This window comes from Natrinema gelatinilyticum, from assembly GCF_024266705.1.
GTDB classification, from domain to species: domain Archaea; phylum Halobacteriota; class Halobacteria; order Halobacteriales; family Natrialbaceae; genus Natrinema; species Natrinema gelatinilyticum.
In genome coordinates this window covers 3,070,073-3,094,864 of the sequence record NZ_CP100756.1, presented here as the reverse complement: position 1 = coordinate 3,094,864, position 24,792 = coordinate 3,070,073, and the positions used below count along the sequence as shown (strand labels likewise).

Here is a 24,792-nt window from a genome sequence, read left to right as displayed (position 1 = left end):
AGTTCGCTAGTGGGATCGTCGCTCAGTAGTCGTACTTCGTCTCGTAGCCGCGCGGGGTCACCATCCGGTCGTCCCAGACGTAGGTGTCCTCGGTGCCGACGACGATCGTCGTCGTCATGTCGATGATCTCGCTCTCGCCGAGCTCCTCGAGTTCACCGAGTTCGGTGATCAGCACCTGCTCGTCGTCGCGACCGGCCCCGTGGACGACGCCGATCGGCGTGTCTGGATCGCGGTGAGTTAGGAGGATCTCACAGCACTTCTCGAAGTTCTCCCGACGCTTGCGGCTCCAGGGGTTGTAGATCGTGATCGTAAAGTTCTCGTTGGCCACCGAGTGCAGCCGCGACTCGATCTCCGGCATCGGGACGAGGTGGTCCGACAATGAAATCGAGACCGTGTCGTTCACCAGCGGTGCCCCCAGGCGTGCCGCACAGGACTGTGCGGCAGGGACACCCGGTACGACATCGAAGTCGACCATCGACGCCGTCGCCCCTTTCGACTCGAGTATCTCCAGTGCGAGCCCAGCGAGCGCGTAGACGTTCGGGTCGCCGCTACCGACGATTGCCACGTCGTTTCCCGCGAGCGCGCGATCGATCGACTCCTCGGTGCGTGAGACTTCGCCACACATCGGCGTGTCGTAGATGTCGTCGGCGTCCTCGGTAATTTCGTCGGGGATCAGCTCGATGTAGGTCGTATAGCCCACGATGTGGTCGGCCGCGAGCAGCGCCGCCTTCGCGCGCTCAGTCATCCCCTCGGGGTGGCCGGGACCGAGGCCGACGGCGATCAGCTGGCCCGGCTCGGCGTCGAAGTCGTCGACCGTCGCGCCAACCTCCTGCTCGGTCGAACTATCGTCCGTACTCGAGGCTCCGCACGAATTCGAGGTCGAAGAACCCGAGCTCGAAGACGCGCCACACTTCGAGCCACTCGAGTCGTCCGTATTGCTCGAGGCGCCGCAGTTCGAACTCGATTTATCGGTGCTCGCTTCGCTCGTCGAGGCACCGCACTTGGAAGTCGATTCTGTGTCAACGTCCGCGTTGGTGTCCGTACTCATGGATGTATGCTGTTTTGGTCAGAAATCGTCGACGTCACGCCCGCCGCGTGGGGTGACGAGGTACGTTCGCTCGTCGTTGCGCCAGGTCTCGGTCTGGTGATTGCCGACGATCAACGAGGTCCCCATCCCCGACACCTTGTCGTCGTGGTCGGCGGCCTCGCCGAGGGTCGTGATGAACTGGCTCTCGCCGTTGCGGCCGGCGTCTTCCCTGCCGGCATCGTTGACGATGGCCACTGAGGCGTCGTCGGTCCGCTCCTCTCGGACGATATCGACGGCCTTCTCGTAGTTCCGCCAGCAGTTGTAGAGAACGATCACGAAGCCGGAAATCGCGGCTGCACGTAGTTTCTCCTCGATCTCGTCCCAACCGCGCCACTTGTCCGACAGCGAGACGGTACAGAAGTCGTTACATAGCGGCGCGCCGACGGTAGCCGCGCCGCCGAGCGCCGCGGTGAGGCCGGGAACGATCTCGATTGGCACGTCCGTCGCGTCCTCTTCGTCGGCCATCTTGAAGACGAGGTCCGACTTGCCGTAGACCGACGGATCGCCGCCGGAGACGTGGGCCACGTCCTTGCCCTCCCGAACGTAGTCGAACGCTGCGCGAGCGAGTTCGATCTGGCGACCCATCGTCGAGCGGACGATTTCCTGTGTAGATCCGTCATCACGTGTGGCGATCCCGTCCTCGTCCATCCGCTCCTCCGACGGGACCGTCCCGTCGGCGCGCAGGAACTCCTGGTAGAGGCTCGAGGCGATGACGACGTCGGCGGCCTCGATGACGGCTTTGGCCCGCTTGGTCATGTGATCTGGGAGGCCGGGGCCGATGCCGACCACGTAGAGGGTGCCGTGTTCGGCAGGCGAGCCGCTGGCATCGGCCGCGGCGTCAGCGTCGGTCGCCTCCGCAGCGTCGGCGTCGGAACTCATCGACCGATCGCCACCGTGACCTCGTTCTCGTAGCTGACCTTCTCGAGTACCAGTTCCTGCTCGCGACCGCCGGCGATCGCCGACGCCTCGGAAACGCCAGGCCAGCCGATCAGCTCCTTTGACTTCGAGGGAGTCGGCCCCTCGTGTGCGAGCAGCGTTTCCTTGTCGAACGCGACGACGCCGAGGTCAAGTTCCCGGGCGGCCGCGAGCAGTCCATCCTCGTCTTCCTTTCGCGTCGCAGAGCCGACGAACTCGACGTCGGTGAGGTCGTAGTCCGTTTGTTCGAGCGCCATCTCCCACGCGGCGAGGAACGCCTCTTTACTCGCACCGGAGACACTGCCGGTGCCGATGACGATCCCCTCGTCCGTGTTGCGCTTGAGGACCGTTACGTCGTCGCCGACGAGGACCGCTTTCGGACCCTCGAGGCGCTCGACTGGTCCGAGGGTGTCGTCCAGTACGGCGAGATTCGTCTTCACCGTCGAATCGCCGTTGACGACGTGGGCGTCCATCGCCTTCGCACGGGATTCGACGCCTTGCTTGCCGGCCGCCTCGCTCGCGGTGGTCATCGCAGGGACCGCGCCCATCGTCGCGAGGTCCTGTGCGACCTGATTCGCGCCGTGGTGGCCGCCCGTGATCGGGATGGCCCACGTCAGTTCCTCGTCGACGACGCAAATCGCGGGGTCGTCCCACTTGTCGTCGAGCAGGTGGGCCGTCTTCCGCATCGCGATCCCGGAGGCCATCAGTCCGATGAAACAGTCGTACTCGCCCCAGTGCTCCTCGAAGACGTCACCGTGATACTCGATGATGTCGATCACCGCGTAGCGATCCTCGAGTTCGTTCTCGAGTTCCTCGGCGGTGTCCATCTTCCGTCCGAAGGAGACGATTGCGATCTCTTCGGCGACTTCGCCGTCCGAATCCGGCGTCGAACAGTGGCCGCCGTCGTCCGCTCCAGAATCGTCCGTCGCATCCGTGTTCTCAGTTCCTGAACTCATTGTCTGACCTCTCACATTCCAGAGCTGTCCTGTCCACGCTCTCCCAGGCCGTTCGGTCCACCGCGCAGGTGGGACTGAAAGGGGTTGACGCACTCGGCGAGCGAGACGATACAAGCACTGCAGCGACTAGCGAGTGCGAAGCGCACACCGAGTCGCAACTGCCGAGCGTTCCAAGGACGTTCATCGTGGTCGCGGTTGCAATTCCACTGCATCTCAGTCGTCACCTGCTTCCGTTTCGCTAACGGTTTCCGACGAAGCGCCTCGATTGGCCCAGTCACCGTAGAGGAAGGATCGCTCGTAGCCCGTGCCGGTCACGGCATCGCCGATGACGACCAGCGCCGAGGCGCGATAGCCGGCTTGCTCCACCTTATCTGCGATATCTCCGACCGAGCCGACGATCACGTCCTCGTCTGGCCACGAAGCGTGGTAGATCACCGCGACCGGGGTCTCGGGGTCGTGATCGTCCTCTAGCAGTCGGTCCATCGTGTCGCGAACCGCGTGGGTGCCGAGGTAGATACAGGTCGTCACGTCGCCCATCTCGACGAAGTCGGAGATGTGGTCCTCCTCGGGCGTCAGGGTCTTGCCCTGTGGCCGGGTGAACGCGACGTGATTCGATACTTCGTTGAGCGTCAACTGCGTCCGGAGCGTCGCGCTGGCCGCGAACGCCGACGTGACGCCTGGCACGAAGTACGTCGGGACGCCCTCGTATTCCAGCGCGTCCATCTGCTCGAGCGCCGCGCCGTAAATCGCGGGATCGCCGCTGTGCAGGCGGACCACGTTCTCGCCGCTCTCGTATGCGTCCCGCATCAGGGGGATCAGCTCCTCGAGGTTCTTGCCGATGGAATTTACCAGCTCCGCGTGGGCGCAGTACGCCGCGAGCAGTTCGCTGTTGACCAGCGAACCGGCGTGAACGACGAGGTCGGCCGCCTCGAGCAGTTCCTTTCCGGCGACGGTCAGCAGGCGCGGGTCGCCGGGGCCGGCACCGACGAAGGGGATCCCCTCCTGTTCGTCGCCTGCGCCGTGCTCGAATATCCGATCGTCGAGTTCCTCGGGCCGGAACTGGCTTTCCGAGTCAATCGCGTCCTGCGGGTCGTTTTCGGTGTCGTCGGTCATCGGCGGCCTCCACTCTGTCCGCAGTCGCCACCTTCGCTGCCTTCAGCGCGCTCGAGGGCGGACAGTTCGTCGTCGGTCACCTCGCGGCCACCATCAGAGCGGATCTCCGATGCAGTGGTATCGGTCTCGAAGGCCGCAGTCGCCCGCTCGACCTGGAGGTCTGCCTTCTCGGCGTAGGCGAGCGTGTAGTAGTCGCGCTGGTCGATCGCTGCGGGATCGTCAGTGACGAGCGTCTCGCCCTGCTCCATGAATAGCCGGCGGCCGTAGGTCACCTCGTAATTGGCCTCGGCGAGGCCCTCGTGGGTGGCCGGCGCATCGGTTACCTTGAACAGGATCATCCGATCCGGCCCCGTCGGGCTGTGGCCGGCGGCGGCCTCCCGCAAGGAGAGCCCCGCACCGGCCTCGATCTCGACCCCCAGTGCGGTCGCGAAGGCCGTTACCGCGCTCACGCCGGGGACGATCTCGAGATCCACGTCAGGGTGGAACGCGTCGATCGTCCGGCGGAGGTGCCCGAAGGTCGAGTAGACGTTTGGGTCGCCCAGCGTGACAAACGCGACGTCGCCGTCGCGCGCGTTCGGAGCGATCTCCGCCGCGGCCTCCTTCCACGCCGCCCGCAGTTTCTCCTCGTCTTTCGTCATCGGGAACTCGAGATTACCGATCTTCGACTCGTCGACGTGCTCGAGCGCGACGGTCCGCGACAGGCGTCCCGGCGAGTAGACCACGTCGGCGTTCTCGAGGACCGACTTCCCGCGGACAGTCACGAGGTCGGCCTCGCCAGGGCCGAGTCCGACGCCGAACAGCGTCATCGGATCGCCTCACCGCCGTCGGCGACGACTTTCTCGCCTTCGTCCGGCGTCGCGCTCCCGACTAGCATGTATACCGGATTGTCCGGGTCGAAACTCGTCGCACCAGCGAGTTCGTAGCCGTGGCTCACCTGAAACTGGACGACCTCACCGAGCAGGTCGCGCTCGCGGAAGGCCTCGGTCGCTTTACCGGCGGTTTCGAGCCGCGAGACGTTCATGACAACGCGGTCGATTTCGGTTTCGACGGCGTGGTCGAGGACCGCTTTGACGTTTCGGCTTCCGCCCAGAAAGAGCGCATCAACGTCGTCCGGAAGTCCTGCTGGTGCTTCCACGTTGCGCAGTTCGACGTCGGCCTGAACGGAGTTCTCGTTCGCTTCGAGGTTCCGTCGTGTCGTCTCGAGTCGCTCCGACTTTCGTTCGAGGGCGGTCACCCGCCCGGCTCGCTGTGCGGCCTCGATCGTGACGGCTCCCGTACAGGAGCCGACCTCCGCGAAGTGGTCGTCCGGCTCGAGCGCGAGCTTCGACCGAACGACGGCCCGGACCTCCGGTTTCGTCGGTCCAGCCTTCGCGTCGTGTGGCAGCGCGATAGGTGGCATCACTCGGGGCAACAGCGGCCGATCATAAAACAATTTCGTTTGTGCTAAAGCAATCTTAGTTGCGTAAGTGGTGCCGGCGATCGATTCGAACCAGCCGCGCCGCCGCGTCGACCCCTTCGTTTCCGGATGACAGTACATAATGGAACTTCCATCACCATGGAAGTCTTTATTTTCCTCTTCGTTAGTCCTTCTCTCGGTATGCGATATCGAGACACATGCTGTGGGGTAGCAACCCAGACGTGGAGCCGGGGCGGACGGGTCGCCAGAACGGATCGACGGCTCGGGGAGTCGACGGCGTAACGATGACTGGGAACACGAGACCGACGGCCGGTCGCGCAACGGGAGGACTGTCTCGCAGGCGGTACCTCCAGCTCTCGGCGCTCGTCGGCACCGTGTCGACCGTCGGAGTGGGGACCGCGAGCGAGTCGCCGCTCGCGGAGATCGAGTTTCGAACCGACGAGTACGGGGTTACCCACGTCGAGGCCGACTCGCTCTACGCGCTGGGCTACGGAAACGGCTACATGCAGACCCGCGACCGGCTCTTCCAGATGGACCTGCTTCGGCTGGTCGGCCGCGGCGAGAGCGCGGAGTGGCTCGGCCCGGCCCAGCTTCCCTCCGACATCGAGGTGCGACGGGATCTCTACGATCGCGAGGAGATCAACCGCCAGTGGGACCGGGCCGACGAGACTACCCGAGAGGCGGTCCGGGGCTTCTGCGACGGCGTCAACCGGCGGATCGTCGAACGGGCGGCCGAGGGCGAACTCCCCGCCGAGTTCGTCGCTCTCGGGCGCGCACCGGAACCGTGGAAGCCAGAGGACACGGTCGCGGTGATCAACTACACGCTCGGGTTCTTCGGCGTCGGCGGCGGCGCGGAGCTGTCGAACGCGCGAACGCTGGCCGAACTGTTCGAGAGTCTCGGCGACGAGCGCGAAGCCTGGGAGGCCTACGGCGACCTCAACAGGGTTATCGTACCGGACGACCACTACGGTTCCGTACGCCCGGCCGAGATCGAGACGACTGACGAGCGGGCGCTGTCGTACGACGAGGTCTCCGAGGCCCAACTCGAGGCCGTCCGGGCGGCGGCCGGCGCCGAAGCCTGGGGGATCGAGAACCTGGATCTCCCGGCCGCCGTCACCGACGGGCTTCGGAAGGCCGTCGGCGTGCTCGAGGGGTTCCGGTTCGGTTCGAACGCGGTCATCGTCGACGGCGATTGCACCGAGACGGGGAAACCGATGCTCGGCGGCGGTCCGCAGATGGGACTGTTCAAACCACCGGTCATCCACGAGATCGGTCTCCACGGGGCCGGCTTCGACGTTCGCGGGGTCGGCGTCGTCGGCACGCCATCGATCGTCGTCGGCCGGACGCCCGAATTGGCATGGACGGTCACCACCTCAGGCGACGACATGGTCGACACGGTCGCGGTCGAACTCGACCCCGAAGATCGCTACCGCTACAAGTGGAACGGTGAGTGGCACACCATGTCGACGGAGACAGTCACCCACTACACGAGCCCGGTTGGCGCCGTCGTCCAGGGCGACGACGCCGAGGACGTCCGGGTCGTCCGCCAGGAAGTCGCGCGCGTCGAGCAGGAGGGCACTAGAATGCCGGTGATCGCCTTGAACCCCGAGGAGAACGTCGCCTACTGCCAGCGGGTGACGACTCGGATGGAAGAACTCGACGGCGCGTTCATGTGGGCCCAAGTCGGCCGCGCAGACACTATCGACGAGTTCGAATCGTACCTCGCCGAGTTCCCCTTCGGCTTCAATTTCCACGTGATCGACGACGAGGGGATCGCCTACTTCCGGACGGGCACGCTCCCCGACCGCCGCGGCGGCCGCGATCCGCGACTGCCGACCCCGCCGTCCGAGCACGAGTGGAACGGGTTCGACGTCGGCACGAACATCGGCGCATCCGTCCGCGATCCCGAGCGGGGCTACGTCGTCAACTGGAATAACGCGCCAGCCCCCGGCTGGCACTCGGGTGACAGCGAACAGCAGTGGGGCACCGTCCACCGCGTCGACGTGATGAAGCGTCTGATGCAGGAGGCCCTCGGGCGAACCGACGGCGCACTCTCGCAGGCGGACGTCGAGGGCATCGTCGAGGACTGCTCGGTCGAACACCCGTTCGCGCCACGGTCGACTCCGGCAATGGCCGATGCGGTTCGCGATGCGAGCGATCCGCAACTGGATGCGATGGTGTCCGAACTCGTCGATTGGTCCCGGACCGATTACTCGTTCCGGCCCGGCCCCGACGGCCGCTACGAGAACGGCGGAATGGCCATCTGGGAGGAAGTCCGGAAAGAACTCCAGGAACTGGTCTTCCGCGACAAACTCGGGGACCAGACGCCGGAGCTCAACTTCGATCCGACCGCGACCGATGGGCAGGGTGGCGGCGACCCCCACGCCGCCGACCACGGCGCGACCGTCAACAAGGACGTCACGCTGGTCGACGCCATCGACGGCGAGACGACGTTCCGGTGGTTCGACCGGATCGCCGGGGAGAACCATCCGTCGCGCACGCGACAGCGCGACGCGATCATCCGCGAGGCTATGCGGCGCGCGGCCGAGACGCTCGAGGAGCGATTCGACAGCGCCAACCCGGCAGACTGGCGCCTCGAGGCTCGCGAGAGTGAGTTCACGCCGCTCGGCGCCGCGAACCCTGACCGCATCCCGATGACGAACCGGGCCTCGTTCCAGCAGTCGATCGCGATTGGCGAGGGCCCCGACGCGTCCAAGTCGGTGTTGCCACCGGGCAACAGCGGCCACCAGAATCTCGCCGAACTTCCGGGAACGCTGACCGGCGACGAACCGGACCGTCTCACCGACCAGCTCGAACTCTACGCGAACTTCGCGTACAAACCGCACCCGGTCACCGACGAGGGAATCGACCGCGAAACCGTCTCGACGGGTCAGACGCTGACGACGAACGAGGAAATCGCCGAGGCGACGCGGCCGGTCACCGACCTGACGATCGCGCTGCTGTCGATCCCGGGCGGCGGGATTCGGGCGGTCCGCGACGTCCCGCGGACCGCGAACCGGAGTCTGAATGCCCTGATCGACTCGCTCGATTCGCAGACGGCCGACGCGCTCAACGCGCCCGGGACGCCCCCGTCGGCAGTAGACGGCCTCAAGGCCGACCTCGCGCCGACGGAAGTCAAACTGATCGAGGCTCTCGAAGCCGACGAGGAAGTCCCCGACGATCTTCTCGGCGGCGTCGTCGACGCGCTCACGGGGTACTGATCGGCGCACCCCGGCGACCGGGAGCGGTCGGTCAGCGGCTTGCACTTCAGGGGTTCGAGTTGTTGAACGGTTTCGGCCAACTCGCTCCAACGCGGCCGTTCGTGTTACTTACGTGACTGGGTTTCAGAATCCGTGAATAGACGCGCGAGTGTCAGTTCGTCGTCGCCACGCGCTCGAGGAACCGGTCGAACGCCCCGCTCTCGGGGTGGACGTGGACGTACGTGCCGAGCGACTCGTACGCTGTCAACCCGTCGTGGTCGCCGTCGATGCCGTCGCCGCGGACCGTCTCGAAGGCGAACCGGGCGTCACCGTCGACTTCGACGCTCGAGTAGTGGAATTCGTGTCCGCGGATCCGCTCGCCAGCGTTGGCCGTCAGTGTTCCGTCAGTCGCCTCGAGTTCGACGTGATCGAGCGACTGGTAGCGATCGTGCATCGTTACGTCCGCCGGGAAGATGCCGGCCATTTCGTGTCGTTCACCGCCGGTCGTAGTCAACGATTGGCTCATGGCCATCAGCCCGCCGCACTCGCCGAGCACTGCGAGCCCATCGACTGCGAGCGAACCGAGTTCGTCGAGCGTTCCGGCCGACTCGAGTTCGTCGGCGTGGAGTTCGGGATACCCTCCGGGGAGATAGATCGCGTCGCAGTCGGGGACGGGATCGCCCGCGACCGGCGAAAAGGTCACGAAGTCCGCCCGCTCCCTGAAGCGTTCGATCGTCGCTGGATATCTGAAGCAGAAGGCTGCATCGCTGGCGACGGCGACCGTAACGTCGACCGGTTCGGCGGGCCGACTCGGCGTCTCGGGGGCCGGTGGCTCGCTCGCGGTCGCCGCCAGTCGCTCCGTTCGCAGCGATTCGGCGGCTTCCCGCAACGCAGCCGTCGGCAACGCGGCCTCGTCGCCCATCTCGAGGCCGAGATGTCGTTCGGGTATTTCGAGGTCACTCGAGGGGGGAATGCGACCGAAGTACTCGAGACCGTCGGGCAAGGCGTCTCGGATCCCCTGTTCGTGGCGACCGCCGTGTGCGCGCTGGGCGACGATGCCTGCGACGTCGATATCGCGACCGATCGTCTTGGCGTACTCCCGAAACCCGAGCGCCGTCGCCGCGACGCTCTCCATGCCCGCTTTCGCGTCGACGACGAGGACCACCGGCAATTCGAGGGTTTCCGCGACCAGAGCGGTGCTCGAGCAGTCGCCATCGTACACTCCCATGACACCCTCGACGACGCAGATGTCACCCGCGCCGCGGTGGTAGTTCCGTCGAAGTCCGTCTGCCCCCTCGAGCCAGCAATCGAGCGTCCGGGACGGACGACTAGCGATCGCCCGGTGATGGCTCGGATCGATGAAGTCCGGTCCCGCCTTGGCAGGTTGGACCTCGTACCCAGCCGATTCGAGCGCCCGAGTGATCGACAGCGCCGCGACCGTCTTTCCAACGCCGGAACTGACACCGCCGAGAACGATTCCGTTCATCGTCCCCGTCTCAGGCCGAGGTCCGTCGTTCCGATCGGTCGGTCGCACACTGGAGACTGCGGGAGTGTTGTCATTGCTTAATTTGGATTAGTGCAACTGTACTTGAAACCATCGGAGATTGCTCTGACGTGCGACGAAAGCGTGCATTAGACGGTCTACTGTGACGATTTGCCGGTGCAAACGCAGAGTGGACGCGGTTGTACCGGAACTGACTTCCAACAGTCCGTACCACCCGACGGACTGATTCCGTCGACGGCGACGCGCGGCATCGGCCGTCGACGAGCGATGTGAACAGTTTACACCACCGACGACTTTAAGCGCCTGAATCGGTTACGACCGTTCCCTCAAACGATGAGTGAGAATCACAGAACCGAGACCGAAGAGGAACTCAAGAAGGCGCTTCGCCATCTGAGCGCCGCTCGAGAGGAGGGTGACCTCAGAAAGACCAACGACGTCGCACTCGAGGAAGTATCGAACACCGTGTCGACGGTGCTTCGGGAATACGAGGACGACGAGTAGCGAGCGGTGGACGTCGCGAGCCGAGCGTCGGTAACTGGCCGGTTCGACTACTCGGCACTCTCGCGAATGACCATGCTTTTGACTCGCCGGACGCCGTCGAAATCGCGGAGACGGTAGGTGAGTTCACGTACCTGCTCGGCCGGCCCACGACAGAATACGGACTCCAAACACCACTCACCTTGGTGCGTGTGGCTCGTGTTCTGGATCACGTCTTGATAGTCGTGCTGGACGGAATGGAGGGCACCGATCACCTCGTGATGGCGGTAGTCGAACCCGATGAGCGCGATGACCTCGCCGCTCGTCTCCTCGAGTCTGGTGTGTGACTCAATGTACTCGAGCATCGCCTCTCTGGCCGCACGAGACCGGTTTTCGATCCCTTGTTCCTGCCACACTCGGTCGAATTCCTTGACGAGTTCGTCGGGAATATTGAAACTCGTTCGCATACTCATACCTCGTCCTGACGAGACAAACGTCCTCTGTATTATGCTCACCGCGTCTCGATATTACCAACCTCTCCGCGAGTGATCTGCGCGGTATTTCGGAGAGTGATGGTAACGAGCGAATCAGCGAGCCTCCTCCTCGGCGCGGGTGTACTCGGTACCGTCCACGGAGGGGAACGGGATCACGGATGGTCGGTCGCCGCGTCCTCCCTGTAACAGCGAGAGAGTCCCGCCGTGTCCGGCGTCCGAAGAACGCGTCGCGTTCTGCTGGGCATCGCAACCCGTCGGTTTGCTCAACGGGTATGAATCGCGTCCACGTCCACCCCGTGTTTATACTGATCGGGGTCGAACGAGCGGTAATTCAACCGCCGAAACCAATCCGGGAACCACTTGGGGTCCTCCGCACCACACGTGCTCACAGTACCTCTGCCTCTGAGACACGAGATGGGGTGACGGCACGACCAATCCAACCCCTGCGGCGTGCGAGTCTCGCCACCGTGGCAGAAAGTCGGGACAGGCCGATGGCACGGCCCGTGTGCCCCCGACCGCGAACGGCGGGGGCGAGCCCAATGCGGCCTCGGGGGCTGTGCAAGGAGATACCGCGTCCCTGCCGGGAGGCCGAACCCGCCACACCCCTCGCGGGGCTCACGCATCGAGCACGAACTGGAGTACACCCATACCCATCGGGTGGAATCTTGCCCCCGTCGGACGGACTGGACCCACGCACCATTTTGTCGGGTGCGATGGCCGGCGCGACCCCGAACGTACGGTTGGGGAATCCCCGGCGTTCACAGTAGTTGCCGATTCGGACAGCAGAGCGCTCGTTGAAGTAAGATGGGGGCGCGCAAATACAGCTTGAGTCGGTTGTTCGAGCGGAAATTTGAGTAGGCAGCGGCGGACGGGAGGAGGAATTCACGCCGGTAGTGAGACTTACCAGTACGGAGGAGCGCGCTGACCCGGGCTGGTGCCCGGGTCTGCCGCCCCGACGAGGATCATCCATACGTCACTGGCCCAAGGAAGAACCGAAACGTCGCCGTTGAGACTGCTGGCTGCGTTTTCGTCCACCGCTGCTCTGAAAGCAGCAGACACACCACGATCCAGAGATTGTACAGCGTCACAGCAAACAGAAAGTAGAACAACCGCACCGTAAACACCGGTGACGTGGTCCGAGGCAGAAACTCACCGATCTTCCTATATGAGGTCTCTATCCCCCAGCGACGTCGATACGCTTGCCCGAGCGGCACCGCTTCATCCACTGTCCGTGCCCGGTTCGTGATCAGACACAGCGAGTCGTCGTCCCGCGAGTGGTGCGGGACGACGACAAGCGTCACTGGAACACGCATCGTGGGTGACCGCTTTCTGACCAACTCGTAGGCGGTGACAAATCTCCTTTCATCGTGCTCGGCAAGAACGCGCTTGATCCCTGGCGTTTTGGGTGCGCGCATGACGAACTCCACACCGAGATCGACGAGCTCATCAACTAATTCAACCCGATAGAGGCCACGATCACAGTAGATGCGGGCGATCGAGACGGTACGTCGGGCCGTCTCGATCACCTCGCGGATCGCTTCGATCAGGGACGCTGTGTTGGTCCGAGGAACGTGTTCAGACGCTAGCGTGAACCGCGCTGCCGGTGACACAATGCACAGTGTCACGAAGACGTAGGCGAGATCGGTCCCTCGGTCAGGATTGATTCGTGACACCATCGGTGTCTGCTTCGAACCGTAGTAGAGCCACTCGTGGAGGTCTAATGCAACCTCTGCGGTGTTCGGAAAGCGACGAGCTTTGCGTGTCTGCGTGATGACCTGGTCGCGGACGCCATCGAACTGAGCGTCGATGGCGTCCGCGTTCATCCGACCGAGATTGTACAGGAACGATTTCGCTAACGGACTCCGGTCTTCGAGGTCGAGGTCGTCACCTCTGGCAATTTGGAGGTGTCTGGCACTGGTGTTGGTGAACTCTCGTTCGAAGGCACTCCGAGTGAGGACTCTGGCGAAGTCCTCACTCGTATAGGTGCCATTGGCCTTCACTCCAAAGTCCATGGACGGATAGAGAAGCGATCCTGCGGCACGGCAGACCTGCCGTGCCTCGGCAGTAGCGACCATACTCGTTGTATGTTGCGACCGGAGAAATCCATCTCTCAGGCACTTCGGCAACTACTGTTCACGCCGGGGAAGATGTCATACCCTCGATCCAACGAGTGGATGTATGGATTCGCGGCGAGTTTCATCATCGGCGTTGGCCACCTGATCAGCAGCATCGCGATGGTCGTGGCATTCTTCCACGCAAAGTCGTATTTCGACCTCGTGCGGGTAGTCGAGACGGCTCGCGGCTGGCTCGGCCAGGTGGCCGGGGGAATTACCCGCGTCTGGATCGCCGCTACGGCGGGCCACCGTATCCCTCCCAGAGGAAATTGCCCTCGGTCTCGTAGTGGTGGACGAGTTCGGCGATGAACTCCTCGCGGCTCTCACCCTCCGCAAGGTGGCCGTCGATTTCCTCGAGAAGGTCTTCGCTCACTTCGATGGTGGGACTCATACGAAGTCGTCGGATGGCGACCCGGAAAAGGACAGGGCCGTCGTATTCTATCTCGTTCGACGACCGACTACACCGGCTGACGAACCGCGAGCACGACCAGGTCGGAAAACGGCGTCCCGTCTTTTCCGTTGCCCCCGGCGTGTTCCGATAGCTCCGCGAGCGTGAACCGATGGATTTCTTCGTCGTCGTGACTCAATCGCTCGAGGACGAGCGCCTCGAGTGTCGGTTCGGCGCCCTGCTCGAGCAGAAAGGCGGCGATATCGGCGGGCATTCGGTCGTAAGGTCGCGGAAGTACGAGCAGATGTCGGTCGTCAGCCGCAGCTGCGAGTCGGTCCATGTCGGCCTCGAGGTTGCCGCTCTTGTGAAGCGTCACGAACTCCGTGTCTTCCATCGGCGTTCGAGCGCGGCTCGCGGCTACCTGGAGCGACGAGATGCCAGGAACGATACGAACCGGGACGTCGGAATCCCCGCGTTTGATGTCGTCCTGCCGAGCGTGCGAGTCAGGGTTCGTGGATGCACGTTCCACGGCGTCCTGTACCTTTCCGACGAACTGATAGCCGGAGTGGTTGGGATCGCCCATCGCGACCGCGGCTCCCGACTCGCCGGCTGCGACGCGTTCAGCGAACTCCTCGAGCGCCGCGGCTTCGTCTTCGTACCCACAGGTCAGGAGGTCGGCGTCCGTCTTCTCCTCGACGAACTCGACGACGGTCGTAAAGCCGACGACGACGTCCGCCTCACGGATCGCTCGCTCGCCGCGGGGCGTGAGGTACTCCGGGTTCCCTGGCCCGACACCGATAGCATAGACCGGGTCGTCGACCGTCTCGTTTATCTCCGGCTCAGCGGCGCCCGCGGCGAACCTGGCCGGATCCGGTCCCGCGTCGAGGTCACAGTCTCCGCTCATCGGTTCTCACCGGTTTCGGCTCGTGTCTCGGCGTCGAGGTCCAACTCGAGGTCCTCGGTTCGGACGTCCGTTGCGACGTGGATCAGTTCGTTCGCCAGCGCAGCGGCCAACCCACTCCCACCGCGGCGGCCGACGTGAGTGATCACCGGCACGCCGTAGTCCTCGCTGACCTCGCGGATGCGCCCGCGGCTCTCCTCGGCCTTGACGAAGCCGACGGGGGTGGCGACCACGACGGCCGGCCGCGTCCCCTGCTCAATGCAGTCAGCGAGCGCCAGCGCCGCCGTCGGTGCGTTACCAATCGTGACGATCGCGTCCTCGAAGGCGTCGACCGTGTCGAGTTCGAGCATCGACGCTGCGGTCCGGGTCAGTCCCGTTTCCTCGGCGAGTTCCGTCCCGTGTCCGATGGCCTTCGAAACCTCACAGTCGTGACCCCGGCCCGTGACGCCGGCTTTCACCATCGTAATGTCCGTGATGATGTCCGCCTCCTCGAGCACGGCCCGCGCGCCGGCGCGAACCGGCGCGTCCTCGTCGTCGCCGACCTCGTCACAGCCGGTGAACTCGAGCAGGTGCTGGAACTCGATGTCGCCCATCGAGTGGACCGACTTCTGTCGGATCCGATCGGCAAGCGTCTCGTCCGGGGCGAACTGCCGAACGATATCCATGCTCGTCTGCGCGATGTCCATCGCGTTCCGTGTCGTTGCACCCAGATCCGCGTACTCTGTCTCGAATTCCTGAATGTCGCTCATCGTGGATCACGCTCCGTTCGGCGAGTATCGGCTGCCGGTCGACTCCGTGCGGCCGTCGCTGTGCCGTCGTCAGTCATCGGTCGCCACCCCCACGGCCTCGTTGGTCGTCCGCGCTTCGAGGTCGCCGTCCACCTCGAGATTCAGATCGCGCAGTCGGTCGGCCGTCTCCTCGTCGGCGTCCCAGAGATCTCGCTCGATCGCCTCGAGCAGGGTGTCCGTGATGGACTCGAGCGCCCAGGGGTTTACCTCGCGCATCCAGTCCTGGCGCTCGTCGTCGAAGGCGAACGTCTCGGCGACTTCCGTCCAGAGCGTGTCGCTGACGACGCCCGTGGTCGCGTCCCAGCCAAGCGTGACGTCGACGGTCGTCGAGAGATCGCCAGCGCCCTTGTAGCCGTGGTCCTCCATCGACTCGAGCCAGTCGGGGTTGAGTACGCGCGCACGCATCGCTTTGCGGACCTTCTCTTCGTTCGTATAGACGGAGACGTTGTCCGGGTCCGAAGAGTCGCCGACGTACGAGGCGGGTTCTTCGCCCGAGATTTCGGAGACCGCCGAGATGAAGCCGCCGTGGAAAGCGTACCAGTCCGACGAGTCGAACTCGTCTTGCTCCATCGTATCTTCGAGTTTGACCGTCGCGTCGACGCTCGAGAGCCGCCGTTCGAAGGCGTCGTGAGCGTCCGAGACGCGCCCTCTCGGCCCCATCGCGTAGCCGCCCCACTGGACGTAGACGGAGGCGAGATCGGAGCGGTCGTCCCAGTTGCCCTCGTCGACGGCTTTGTTCGTCCCAGCACCGTAGCCGCCAGGTCGGGTCGTGAATACTCGGTGCAGGGCCGCTTTGCGGGCGTCCGACTCGTCGAGCCCTCCTTTCTCCTGTAGCTCTTCTTGCACCTCCTCGACGTGTTTCTTGATGTAATTCATTTCGTGGGGCTCGTCGAGGTCAACGATCGCGTCGACTGCGTCGTGGATGACCGCCGCCGCCGCGGGGAACGCGTCCCGGAACAGTCCCGAGACGCGAGTCGTCACGTCGACCCGCGGTCGGTCGAGTTCCTCCAGCGGGATCGGCTCGACGTCGTCGATCCGGCCGGCATCGGTCCACTGCGGCTCGACGCCCATCGTGGCGAGCACCTGCGCGATGGTCTCGCCGCGAGTGCGCACGGTCGGGGTACCCCAGGCGACGACGCCGATCTCCTCTGGATACTCGCCGTTCTCTGAACGGTGGCGCTCGATGACGCCCTCAGCCACCTCGCTCCCGACCTGCCAGGCTGCCTTCGCCGGCACCTTGCGCGGGTCGAGCGTGTAGAAGTTCCGCGCGGTCGGCAGCAGGTCGACGCCACCGCGGGTCGGCGCGCCGGAGCCGCCGGGGGGAACGTACTCGCCCGAGAGGGCGTCCGCGGTTCTTGGGATCTCGTCTTCGGCGCCCTGCACGCGGGGCTGGGCCTCCTCGCAGACGTACGCCAGCACCTCGCGCAGGTCGTCGTGGGCTCCCGACTCGGCCCGCGCGTCGCCGATCGTCTCGAGGTCGACCACGAGCAAGTTCATGTTCACCTCGTCGTCGGGACCCGCTTCCCGCTCGGACTCCGGTACGTCGAAGTCGTGCTCGGCCAGCATCTCGATCAACTCGACGCTGGTCTCGTAGACCTCGTCGGCGGCCTCGGCGTAGGTCATCCCGAGGTCGTCGTCGTACTCGCCAGGCGCGTTCAGCATCTTTTCGTACTCGACACCCAGCGCACCCGCCACGCTCTCGCGCAGGCTCGGCGCGCCGGGGTTCTCGAGGCGAGTGAGCGCGACGAGGTACTCCACGAGGCGCTCGTCGGCCGGCGGCTCGGACATCGTGTGCAGCCCGAGTCGGATCTGGGTCGTCTTCACGTCGGTCAGGTACTTGTGGATTCGCTCGACGAGGTCGTCGATCTCGAGATCGTCGCCCTCCACGTCGCCCTCGGCGAGCGTCGAGACGGCCTCGCCGGGACCACGGACGTCGGCCTCCTCGTCGATGGTTCCTGAAATCTCGAGTTCGACGGCGAGGTCGAGCTCCTCGACCTTCTCGCGGATCAGCGTCTCGAGGTGCTCGCCGTCGTCGTTCCGAGCGTCTTTCGTCCCGGCCTCGCGGTACTGATTCGCGAGCTCCTCGAGTTCCGAGAGCTCGTCGTAAGTGCCCGCCGACCGCATGACTGGCGTGAGGTAGTCGACGACCGCCGCGTACGAGCGCCGTTTTGCCTGGGTCCCCTCGCCAGGGTTGTTCACGATGTAGGGGTAGACGTTCGGGATATCGTCGATCAACTGGTCAGGCGCGCTCTCGCCGTTCAGTCCGACGGTCTTCCCGGGGAGCCACTCGAGGCTGCCGTGGGTTCCGAGGTGGACGATCGCGTCGGTTTCGAAGCCGTTACGCAGCCAGCCGTAGAACGCGTAGTAGTCGTGTGGCGGCTGGAGGGCAGAGTCGTGGTAGACCTTGGATGGGTCCATTCCGAACCCGCGCGGCGGTTGGACGGTAACGAGGACGTTGCCAAACTCGACACCGGGAATCGCGAACGGTCGGTCCGGTGGATCGCCCCACTCCTCGACGACGTTCTCCCGGAAGCGTTCGTCGGCGCCCGAGAACCACTCCGCGTACGTCTCGGGGGAGACCACGTCGACCGACAGGTCGCGAACGTCTTCGGGGGCGACCCAGCGATCCTCGAGAGTGAGCTGTGCGGTCAGTCGGTCGACGAGAGACTGCCCGCTGTTGGGCAGTTCGTCGCCCAACTCGTAGCCGCGGGTCGCGAGTTCCTCGAGCAGGTTCACGGTCGACTCCGGTGAGTCGAGGCCAAATGCGGTCCCGATCCCGTCGTCGCTCGGCGGGTAGTTGTGTAGGACGACCGCGACCCGCTTGTCCCCGTTGGGCGTGTGTCGCAGTCGAGCCCAGTTGACGGCCAGTCGTGTCGCGTGATCGATCCGATCGCCGATTGGGAAGTGGTGTTTCGGCGTGGAGCCGATGCCTGCCTCGTCGTCAGTGCGCTCTTTGCCCGAGATGGGGTGCGTGATGACGTTCCCGTCGAACTCCGGCAGCGCCACCGAGAGGGCGAGTTCGAAGCCCATCACGCCCGTGTCGCTGGACTCGTACCGCGAGCGCGACCGCATCGTGGTGACCGTCTGTAGAACGGGCACCCCGAGCCAGTCGAGGAAGACGTCTTGGGCAGACTCGCCTTCGTCGCTGGCGCTGCGGCCGCGCTCGTCCATCGAGAGCGAGAACATAAAGGACGAGAGTACGGCGTCAACGATCGGATTTCCGTCGACGTCGAGCAGCCAGTTCTCGGTCACCCACTCGGCGTCCTCTTGCTCTTCTGTGTCGGTCGCCGGGTTACAGAAGATCGGCAGGGCGTTCGCGCCCTGCTCCTCGAGCGCCCGGACCTGCGCGTCGACGTAGCGGGTGTTCTCGTGGGTCCAGTGTGATTCGTAGAACCAGACCGCGACCGTCGGCTTCCCGGGGTCGAAGGTCGCGAGCAGGTCCTCGTACTCGATCCCCGGATGGTCGGGGTGGTAGACGCCCTCCGTGGGGAGTTCGGTCGGATCGTCGTGCTCGAGGTCCCGTCCTTCGTACTCGGCGGCGAGGAACCGACACAGGTTCTCGACGTTGATCGTGCCGCCTTTCTCCAAGTACTCGTAGACGAGCTCGCGGTCCTCCGCCGAGACCGTCGTATCCTCGAAGGCGAAGGCGTCCCCGGTCGCCTTGACGATCAGCGGGACGCCTGCGTCCTCGAGCGCACCTGTCGCGTAGTCGTAGCCCGGCATGCTCTCTTCGGCCCCGTGCAGCCAGAGAATCGCCGCCGTGGCTTCGTGCAATTCCTCGACGAACTCCTCGACGGCGGCCTCGTCCTCGAGGTCGCTCTCCGAGCGGACGACCAGCTCGACGCCCTCGAGGCGCTCGGCGGCCCGCCCGATCGAACCGAGTTCGTTCTCCGTCGCGGTGTAGATCCCGATGCGTGTCATCGCGTTTTTAAACCTCTATTGTATTAGCTCAAGTATGGTTGCAAACGGCGGGGGCAAAAAACTATCGTCACTCCCCTTCCCGGCGATCGTCGGACAGGACGATCTGAAGCGAGTCTTGTTGACCGTCGCGGCCAACGACGGCCTCGACGGGGCGCTGATCGTCGGCGAGAAGGGAACCGCGAAGTCGACCGCGGTGCGAGCGCTTGTGGATCTCCTGCCCGAACAGCGGGTCGTCGCCGACTGTCCATACGGCTGTTCGCCGGACAACCGCGACCTGCAGTGCGAGGACTGCCGCGACCGCGCTCTCGACGACCTGCCGGTCGAGACGCGGCTGGTCCCCCTCGTCACGCTCCCACTCGGAGCGACCCGCGACCGCGTCGTCGGCACTCTCTCGGTCGAGGACGCGCTGGCCGGCGAGGCCGACTTCGATCCCGGCCTGCTGGCCCAGGCGAACCGCGGCATCCTCTACGTCGACGAGGTCAATCTGCTCGACGACCACCTCGTCGACGTCGTTCTGGATTCGGCAGCGAGCGGCATCAACACCGTCGAGCGCGACGGTATCAGCGTGTCTCACCCCGCGAACGTCACCCTGATCGGCACGATGAACCCCGAGGAGGGCGACCTCCGACCCCAGCTCCGGGACCGCTTCGCGCTGCAGGCCACCGTCGAGGGCTGTCGCGAGATCGACGACCGCGTCGAGATCATCGACCGCGCGCTCGAGACCGACGGCGACGAGACGGATCCGAAAACGGCGTACGCCGGCGAGGTCGAGACCCTGCGCGACGACCTGGCCGCGGCCCGCGACCGACTCTCGCACGTCTCGCTTCCGACCGAGTTCAAAGAAGAGATCGCCCGACTTTGTCTCGAGGCCGGCGTAGACGGCCACCGAGGCGACGTGGCGACGGTTCGAACCGCGATGACGCTGGCAGCGCTTGAGGACCGCGAGACGGTCATCGAGTCCGACGTTCACGAGGCCGCGACGTACGCGCTCCCCCACCGGCTTCGAAGCACGCCGTTCGAGGACGAGCCGGATCTGAACCAGTTGCTCGAGGATCGGTTCGACGAGGAACAGTCGGAGGAAGACAGAGGGGACGGCGGAAGCGACGCGGACGAGGGCGACGGCGAGGCAGAGTCCGACTCCAGGGACAGTGACGACCTCCTCGAGCAAGAGGGTGAGCGGGAAGACGGAGCCAACGGTGACGAGGGGAACGGCTCGAGCAGTGACGATGCCGAATCGAACGACGAGAAGGGCGACGATGCCTGCCCCGAACGGCGATCGAAGGACGGCGAACGACCGGCGTCGGCGAATCAGTCGCCCGCGGAAGCCAGCGACGGTGAGTCCGACGATTCGAGCGACCGCGAGTCGGATTCGGAGTCGGACGAATCGTCCGACGACGAGAAGGACGAAACCGCCCAACCGCTGGTCCCAGGCCAGCAGCGGGCCGAGATCGGCGAGGCGCGGGCGCCCGATCTCGAGGCCGCGACGGTCGAGAGCACCGACGGAACAGCAGCGACAGGATCGCGAGCGAGCACCGCCCCGAGCGTCGACAACCGAGGCGCTCGCGTTCGCACCGAACCTGCGTCCGGCGAGGGGCCGATCGACGCCGCAGCGTCGGTCCGGTCGGCTGCGGGCCGCGGCGAGTCCCGGGTCGAGAATCTGGACCTCCGGCAGTCCGTGCGGACGGGTGAAACGTCGGTCACGATCGTCTTCGCCGTCGACGCGAGCGCCTCGATGCGGCCGGCGATGCAGACCGCGAAAGGCGTCGTCCTCGAGTTGCTGCGCGACAGTTACGAGCACCGCGACCAGGTCGCGTTCGTCGCCTTCGCCGGTGAGGACGCCGACGTATTGCTCCCGCCGACCGACAACGTCTCGCTCGCCGCTCGCCACCTCAAAGACCTCCCCTCGGGCGATCGAACGCCTCTACCCGCGGGACTCGAGATTTCGCGTCGGGTCATAGGACGGGCCGACACCGATGCGTCTGTCGTCGTCCTCGTCACCGACGGGCGGGCGAACGTCGCCGACGGGAGTCCGACGGACGCAACGCGGACGGCGGCCCGCGCACTCGCGACCGATGACGCGCGAGTCGTGGTCGTCGACGCCGGTGACGACTCCCGCACGGGCCTCTCGGAACTGGTCGCGAGCGAAACGGGCGGAGAACTGGTCGACCTCACCTCACTGTCGGCCGAGACAGTGCGAGCCGCCGCCGAACGCGCGGCGACCGAGAAGCGCTCGTAGCGCCACCGGTAGCGGCGACCCAGAAGCGCTCGTAGCGCCGCCGAACGCGCGGCGACCCACTCGAGGGAGGTCTCCGTCCGACAGCGAGCGACGGCAGATCAACACCCCTTTGAATCCCCTCACTCGTTATTAGACGAGAATCGATGACGGGGGACGAGTCAGTCGCCGACGGGGCCGTCGGCGGCGATATCGAGTACGGAATCGACGAGCGGCCGCCAGTTGGCGAATCGGTCGTGCTGGGCGTTCAGCACTACCTGACGATGGTGGGCGCGAACATCGCGGTCCCGCTGATACTGGCGGGGGCGATGGAAATGCCGCCCGACGTGACCGCGCGGTTCGTCGGGACGTTCTTCGTCGTCTCCGGGATCGCGACGCTCGCCCAGACGACCTTCGGCAACCGGTATCCCATCGTACAGGGCGCGCCGTTCTCCATGCTCGCGCCCGCACTGGCGATCGTCGGCGTGGTGACCGCCGGCGGTGTGGCGGGACAACCGGACTGGCAGGCCGCGCTGTTGCAACTCCAGGGGGCGATCATCGTCGCCTCGCTTGTCGAGGTCGTGATGGGGTACTTCGGGCTCGTGGGGCGGCTCCGCCGGTTCCTCTCGCCAGTCGTCATCGCGCCGACAATCGCGTTGATCGGACTCTCGCTGTTCGGTGCGCCACAGATCACTGCGGCGAACCAGAGCTGGCCGCTGCTCGGGCTCACGCTCGGCCTCATCCTGCTTTTCTCGCAGTATCTCGACGTTCGGCACAAGGCGTTCCGGCTGTATCCGGTGATTCTGGCGCTCGTGATCGCCTGGGTCGTCACCGCGGCACTGTCCGTGTTTGGCGTAATCGGCGTGAACCATCCGGGGTACGTCGATCTGGGAGCCATCGCGGACAGCCGGCTGCTACTTCCGATCTACCCGCTCCAGTGGGGAACACCGCAGTTCACGATGGCGTTCGTCATTGGGATGTTCGCCGGCGTCCTCGCTTCGATCGTCGAGAGCATCGGCGACTACTACGCGGTGGCGAACCTCTCCGGGTCGGGCGCCCCAAGCGAGAAACGGATCAACCACGGCATCGGGATGGAGGGGCTGATGAACGTCTTCTCGGGTATTATGGGCACCGGCGGTTCGACGTCGTACTCCGAGAACATCGGCGCGATCGGACTGACTGGCGTCGCCTCGAGATACGTCGTCCAGCTCGGAGCCGCCGTCATGATCGTCGTCGGCTTCGTGGGGTACTTCGGACAGGTGATCGCGACGATCCCTGATCCGATCGTCGGCGGCCTCTTCATCGCCATGTTCGGCCAGATCGTCGCCGTCGGGATCTCGAACCTCCGCCACGTCGATCTCGACTCCTCTCGAAACACCTTCATCATCGGTTTCGCCCTCTTCGTCGGCCTGGCAATCCCCGCGTACATGGGCAACTTCGAGAGTCCGATCGCGTTTCGCGAGACCGTCGGTCTCGAGGGAACGGTCGCGTACGTGGTATCCGCGACCGGCATCGGAGGGACGGCCGTCGCGGTTCCGATCGAGGCCGCTGCACAGGCCGTCGTCGACACCATCTACATCATCGGCTCGACCGGGATGGCCGTCGGCGGCCTCGTCGCGCTGTTCCTCGACAACACTGTACCGGGAACCCGCGAGGAGCGCGGCCTCGCCGACTGGGATCGGCTCACGGAATCCGAATCCGAGTTCGACTCGTTCCGGGACCGTTGGCTCGAGGCCGACGTAGGACACGAACGCTGAGAACTGTGACGGGCTGCATGCCGCGGCAGATCCAGCCCGGCAGGGAACGTGGTACTCACGTTCGCACGTCGTGCAGAGCAGCTAGCGTCTGTCGTGCAATCGCAACCAACCCACCTAATAACGGCCGAGCCTGAATGTCGCTATGGCAGAACTCGCGCTCGAGGACGACACGATCTGGTACCGGACGATCGGTGACGGTCCGCCGCTGGTATTCATCCACGGTGGCTGGATGAACGGCGAGGCCTGGGCACCCCAGATCGACCACTTCGCCGACGAGTATCAGATCGTCACCCTCGACGTTCGCGGTCACGGAAACACCGGTGCGACAGCTCCCGACCGCTACTCGATCGAACTCTTTACCGACGACCTCGAGACGCTGCTCTCCCGACTCGAGATCGAGCGACCGATTCTCTGCGGGCTCTCGCTCGGATCGATGGTCGTCCAAGAGTTTTTGAATCGCCATCCTGCGAGTGCCGCGGCAGCGATTCTAGGTGGGGCGGTTCGGTCGATGCCGCCGGTCGAGTTGCCGACTGGTATGAAGCAGCTCTGGACGCCGATACCGGCGCTGACCACGTCCTTATCGCTGTCGGGAACGACGGGGACGTTTCAATCGATGTTGTACTCGATTCAGGCAACGACTGGCGAGCGATGGCTGTCCGTCGATCCAGAGATCAGAGCCGAGGCGATCGCCGACGTGGGCGACATTTCGTCAGCCGAATTTCGGAAGATTTTCGACGCGCTGTATCGGTACGATCCGCCCGAGTTGACCGGCGTCGAAACGCCCACGCTCGTCGTCCACGGCGAACAGGAAGCCCCGCTGGTCAAACGACAGGGCCGGCAGATCGTCTCGTCGGTCGCCGACGGCGACCGACTCGAACTCTCCGAGTCCGGTCATCTCGTCAATCAGGATCGTCCGAGCGCGTTCAACGCTGCGACGACCGAATTTCTCGACGATCTCTCCGCAGCGTAAGCCGACTCGGGAGGTCCCCTCCGTCCGTGTTATAGAGATGCGAGGAGAATACCCGTGCGTTTAGGCGCGGGATGAATCCGACAACTCGGACGGAATTCACGCTTCGATGACCAGTCCGAGATTTCTTTTCCATACGTTGAAGTGGGAAGTAACCCTCTGAGAGCGGAGGAATCCGGCAGGGAATAGAGTGATTCCCGCCAGTCCGACGATGGCGGCCTGGCCGCCCCAGGCAATCAGACACTAATCGGAACCAGTCGATGACCGCCCACCCCTCACAGGGGTGACGCGGAGTCGACTGCTGGAAGCACCACGGAACGTAACTCCAAGTCTGTCGAAGCCCACTCGAGCCTCGCCGGGCACAACCAACCACGAGGGTCGACCACGGTCGAGGATAGGAGTACCGGGGGCTTGGCACTCCCAGCAGTCCCACCCGCCACAGTCCGTGACCCCCGCACGGATTCCCACCGTGTCGGGGGTCGGTGGAACTGCACACCTGAAATCTCCACCGCTCAGGATTCCACCGCGTTCACGCGGAGGAGGATGTCAATTTTATCCCGACGCGAGCGTGACTCATACCA

General features: G+C 64.9%; 19 protein-coding genes. 5 read left to right on the top strand and 14 right to left on the bottom strand.

What is annotated here, in order from left to right:
• Window positions 1–22: 22 nt before the first annotated feature.
• From cobJ to cbiT, 6 genes are all read right to left on the bottom strand, one after another.
• Window positions 23–1,048, bottom strand: coding sequence for a precorrin-3B C(17)-methyltransferase (cobJ, locus tag NJU76_RS15150; RefSeq protein ID WP_254530125.1), 1,026 nt, complete (start codon window positions 1,046–1,048; stop codon window positions 23–25).
• A gap of 18 nt (window positions 1,049–1,066) precedes the next feature.
• Complete coding sequence (locus NJU76_RS15145) at window positions 1,067–1,966, bottom strand: precorrin-3B C(17)-methyltransferase (protein ID WP_254530123.1); 900 nt, start codon at window positions 1,964–1,966, stop codon at window positions 1,067–1,069.
• On the bottom strand, window positions 1,963–2,958 hold the full coding sequence (gene cbiG / locus NJU76_RS15140; RefSeq protein WP_254530122.1) for a cobalt-precorrin 5A hydrolase: 996 nt from the start codon (window positions 2,956–2,958) through the stop codon (window positions 1,963–1,965). Before cbiG ends, NJU76_RS15145 begins: the two co-directional genes overlap by 4 nt.
• A gap of 213 nt (window positions 2,959–3,171) precedes the next feature.
• Entirely contained in the window at window positions 3,172–4,071 is a 900-nt protein-coding gene (locus NJU76_RS15135) for a cobalt-precorrin-4/precorrin-4 C(11)-methyltransferase (protein WP_254530121.1), read from the bottom strand.
• Entirely contained in the window at window positions 4,068–4,877 is an 810-nt protein-coding gene (locus NJU76_RS15130; protein WP_254530119.1) for a cobalt-factor II C(20)-methyltransferase, read from the bottom strand. The genes NJU76_RS15135 and NJU76_RS15130 overlap by 4 nt, the downstream gene beginning before the upstream one ends.
• Window positions 4,874–5,470, bottom strand: coding sequence for a precorrin-6Y C5,15-methyltransferase (decarboxylating) subunit CbiT (gene cbiT / locus NJU76_RS15125; RefSeq protein ID WP_254530117.1), 597 nt, complete (start codon window positions 5,468–5,470; stop codon window positions 4,874–4,876). The genes NJU76_RS15130 and cbiT overlap by 4 nt, the downstream gene beginning before the upstream one ends.
• A gap of 302 nt (window positions 5,471–5,772) precedes the next feature.
• Here cbiT and NJU76_RS15120 point away from each other — a divergent pair, with 302 nt between their 5' ends.
• The gene (locus NJU76_RS15120) at window positions 5,773–8,709 is read left to right on the top strand and encodes a penicillin acylase family protein (RefSeq protein WP_254530115.1); all 2,937 of its coding nucleotides are present in this window, start codon (window positions 5,773–5,775) and stop codon (window positions 8,707–8,709) included.
• A 151-nt stretch (window positions 8,710–8,860) separates the two neighbouring features.
• Here NJU76_RS15120 and NJU76_RS15115 read toward each other — a convergent pair whose 3' ends face one another.
• A complete protein-coding gene (locus NJU76_RS15115) occupies window positions 8,861–10,174 on the bottom strand; it encodes a cobyrinic acid a,c-diamide synthase (RefSeq protein WP_254530113.1) in 1,314 nt (437 codons plus the stop codon).
• Between the two features lie 351 nt (window positions 10,175–10,525).
• Between NJU76_RS15115 and NJU76_RS15110 the strand changes: the two genes are divergently transcribed.
• Complete coding sequence (locus NJU76_RS15110) at window positions 10,526–10,693, top strand: hypothetical protein (RefSeq protein WP_254530111.1); 168 nt, start codon at window positions 10,526–10,528, stop codon at window positions 10,691–10,693.
• A 47-nt stretch (window positions 10,694–10,740) separates the two neighbouring features.
• On the opposite strand, the gene NJU76_RS15105 is transcribed toward NJU76_RS15110, so the two are convergent.
• The 7 genes from NJU76_RS15105 to cobN all read right to left on the bottom strand — a co-directional run bounded on the left by NJU76_RS15105 (window position 10,741) and on the right by cobN (window position 19,275).
• The gene (locus NJU76_RS15105) at window positions 10,741–11,136 is read right to left on the bottom strand and encodes a CopG family ribbon-helix-helix protein (RefSeq protein ID WP_254532478.1); all 396 of its coding nucleotides are present in this window, start codon (window positions 11,134–11,136) and stop codon (window positions 10,741–10,743) included.
• Between the two features lie 120 nt (window positions 11,137–11,256).
• Window positions 11,257–11,430: a hypothetical protein gene (locus NJU76_RS15100; RefSeq protein WP_254530109.1), complete on the bottom strand. Its 174-nt coding sequence runs from the start codon at window positions 11,428–11,430 to the stop codon at window positions 11,257–11,259.
• A gap of 695 nt (window positions 11,431–12,125) precedes the next feature.
• Window positions 12,126–13,238: a transposase gene (locus NJU76_RS15095; protein ID WP_254530107.1), complete on the bottom strand. Its 1,113-nt coding sequence runs from the start codon at window positions 13,236–13,238 to the stop codon at window positions 12,126–12,128.
• Window positions 13,239–13,512: 274 nt separating this feature from the next.
• Entirely contained in the window at window positions 13,513–13,668 is a 156-nt protein-coding gene (locus NJU76_RS15090) for a DUF7557 family protein (RefSeq protein ID WP_254530105.1), read from the bottom strand.
• Window positions 13,669–13,735: 67 nt separating this feature from the next.
• Window positions 13,736–14,569 (bottom strand): cobalt-precorrin-7 (C(5))-methyltransferase, encoded by an 834-nt coding sequence (locus tag NJU76_RS15085; RefSeq protein WP_254530103.1) that lies wholly within the window; start codon window positions 14,567–14,569, stop codon window positions 13,736–13,738.
• Window positions 14,566–15,315 carry a precorrin-8X methylmutase gene (locus NJU76_RS15080; protein WP_254530101.1) on the bottom strand — a complete coding sequence of 250 codons (750 nt, stop codon included), beginning with the start codon at window positions 15,313–15,315 and terminating at the stop codon, window positions 14,566–14,568. Before NJU76_RS15080 ends, NJU76_RS15085 begins: the two co-directional genes overlap by 4 nt.
• 69 nt (window positions 15,316–15,384) lie before the next feature.
• On the bottom strand, window positions 15,385–19,275 hold the full coding sequence (gene cobN / locus NJU76_RS15075) for a cobaltochelatase subunit CobN (RefSeq protein ID WP_254530100.1): 3,891 nt from the start codon (window positions 19,273–19,275) through the stop codon (window positions 15,385–15,387).
• A gap of 34 nt (window positions 19,276–19,309) precedes the next feature.
• On the opposite strand from cobN, the gene NJU76_RS15070 reads away from it, so the two are divergent.
• From NJU76_RS15070 to NJU76_RS15060, 3 genes are all read left to right on the top strand, one after another.
• Window positions 19,310–21,511 carry a VWA domain-containing protein gene (locus tag NJU76_RS15070; RefSeq protein ID WP_254530098.1) on the top strand — a complete coding sequence of 734 codons (2,202 nt, stop codon included), beginning with the start codon at window positions 19,310–19,312 and terminating at the stop codon, window positions 21,509–21,511.
• Between the two features lie 143 nt (window positions 21,512–21,654).
• A complete protein-coding gene (locus NJU76_RS15065) occupies window positions 21,655–23,244 on the top strand; it encodes a uracil-xanthine permease family protein (protein WP_254530096.1) in 1,590 nt (529 codons plus the stop codon).
• Window positions 23,245–23,386: 142 nt separating this feature from the next.
• Window positions 23,387–24,214 carry an alpha/beta fold hydrolase gene (locus NJU76_RS15060; RefSeq protein ID WP_254530094.1) on the top strand — a complete coding sequence of 276 codons (828 nt, stop codon included), beginning with the start codon at window positions 23,387–23,389 and terminating at the stop codon, window positions 24,212–24,214.
• Window positions 24,215–24,792 lie beyond the last annotated feature (578 nt).

Coding starts and splice junctions, on each gene's coding strand:
- cobJ (WP_254530125.1), bottom strand. CDS start 1,048: ATGAGTACGGACACCAACGCGGACGTTGACACAGAATCGACTTCCAAG.
- NJU76_RS15145 (WP_254530123.1), bottom strand. CDS start 1,966: ATGAGTTCCGACGCCGACGCTGCGGAGGCGACCGACGCTGACGCCGCG.
- cbiG (WP_254530122.1), bottom strand. CDS start 2,958: ATGAGTTCAGGAACTGAGAACACGGATGCGACGGACGATTCTGGAGCG.
- NJU76_RS15135 (WP_254530121.1), bottom strand. CDS start 4,071: ATGACCGACGACACCGAAAACGACCCGCAGGACGCGATTGACTCGGAA.
- NJU76_RS15130 (WP_254530119.1), bottom strand. CDS start 4,877: ATGACGCTGTTCGGCGTCGGACTCGGCCCTGGCGAGGCCGACCTCGTG.
- cbiT (WP_254530117.1), bottom strand. CDS start 5,470: ATGCCACCTATCGCGCTGCCACACGACGCGAAGGCTGGACCGACGAAA.
- NJU76_RS15120 (WP_254530115.1), top strand. CDS start 5,773: ATGACTGGGAACACGAGACCGACGGCCGGTCGCGCAACGGGAGGACTG.
- NJU76_RS15115 (WP_254530113.1), bottom strand. CDS start 10,174: ATGAACGGAATCGTTCTCGGCGGTGTCAGTTCCGGCGTTGGAAAGACG.
- NJU76_RS15110 (WP_254530111.1), top strand. CDS start 10,526: ATGAGTGAGAATCACAGAACCGAGACCGAAGAGGAACTCAAGAAGGCG.
- NJU76_RS15105 (WP_254532478.1), bottom strand. CDS start 11,136: ATGCGAACGAGTTTCAATATTCCCGACGAACTCGTCAAGGAATTCGAC.
- NJU76_RS15095 (WP_254530107.1), bottom strand. CDS start 13,238: ATGGTCGCTACTGCCGAGGCACGGCAGGTCTGCCGTGCCGCAGGATCG.
- NJU76_RS15090 (WP_254530105.1), bottom strand. CDS start 13,668: ATGAGTCCCACCATCGAAGTGAGCGAAGACCTTCTCGAGGAAATCGAC.
- NJU76_RS15085 (WP_254530103.1), bottom strand. CDS start 14,569: ATGAGCGGAGACTGTGACCTCGACGCGGGACCGGATCCGGCCAGGTTC.
- NJU76_RS15080 (WP_254530101.1), bottom strand. CDS start 15,315: ATGAGCGACATTCAGGAATTCGAGACAGAGTACGCGGATCTGGGTGCA.
- cobN (WP_254530100.1), bottom strand. CDS start 19,275: ATGACACGCATCGGGATCTACACCGCGACGGAGAACGAACTCGGTTCG.
- NJU76_RS15070 (WP_254530098.1), top strand. CDS start 19,310: ATGGTTGCAAACGGCGGGGGCAAAAAACTATCGTCACTCCCCTTCCCG.
- NJU76_RS15065 (WP_254530096.1), top strand. CDS start 21,655: ATGACGGGGGACGAGTCAGTCGCCGACGGGGCCGTCGGCGGCGATATC.
- NJU76_RS15060 (WP_254530094.1), top strand. CDS start 23,387: ATGGCAGAACTCGCGCTCGAGGACGACACGATCTGGTACCGGACGATC.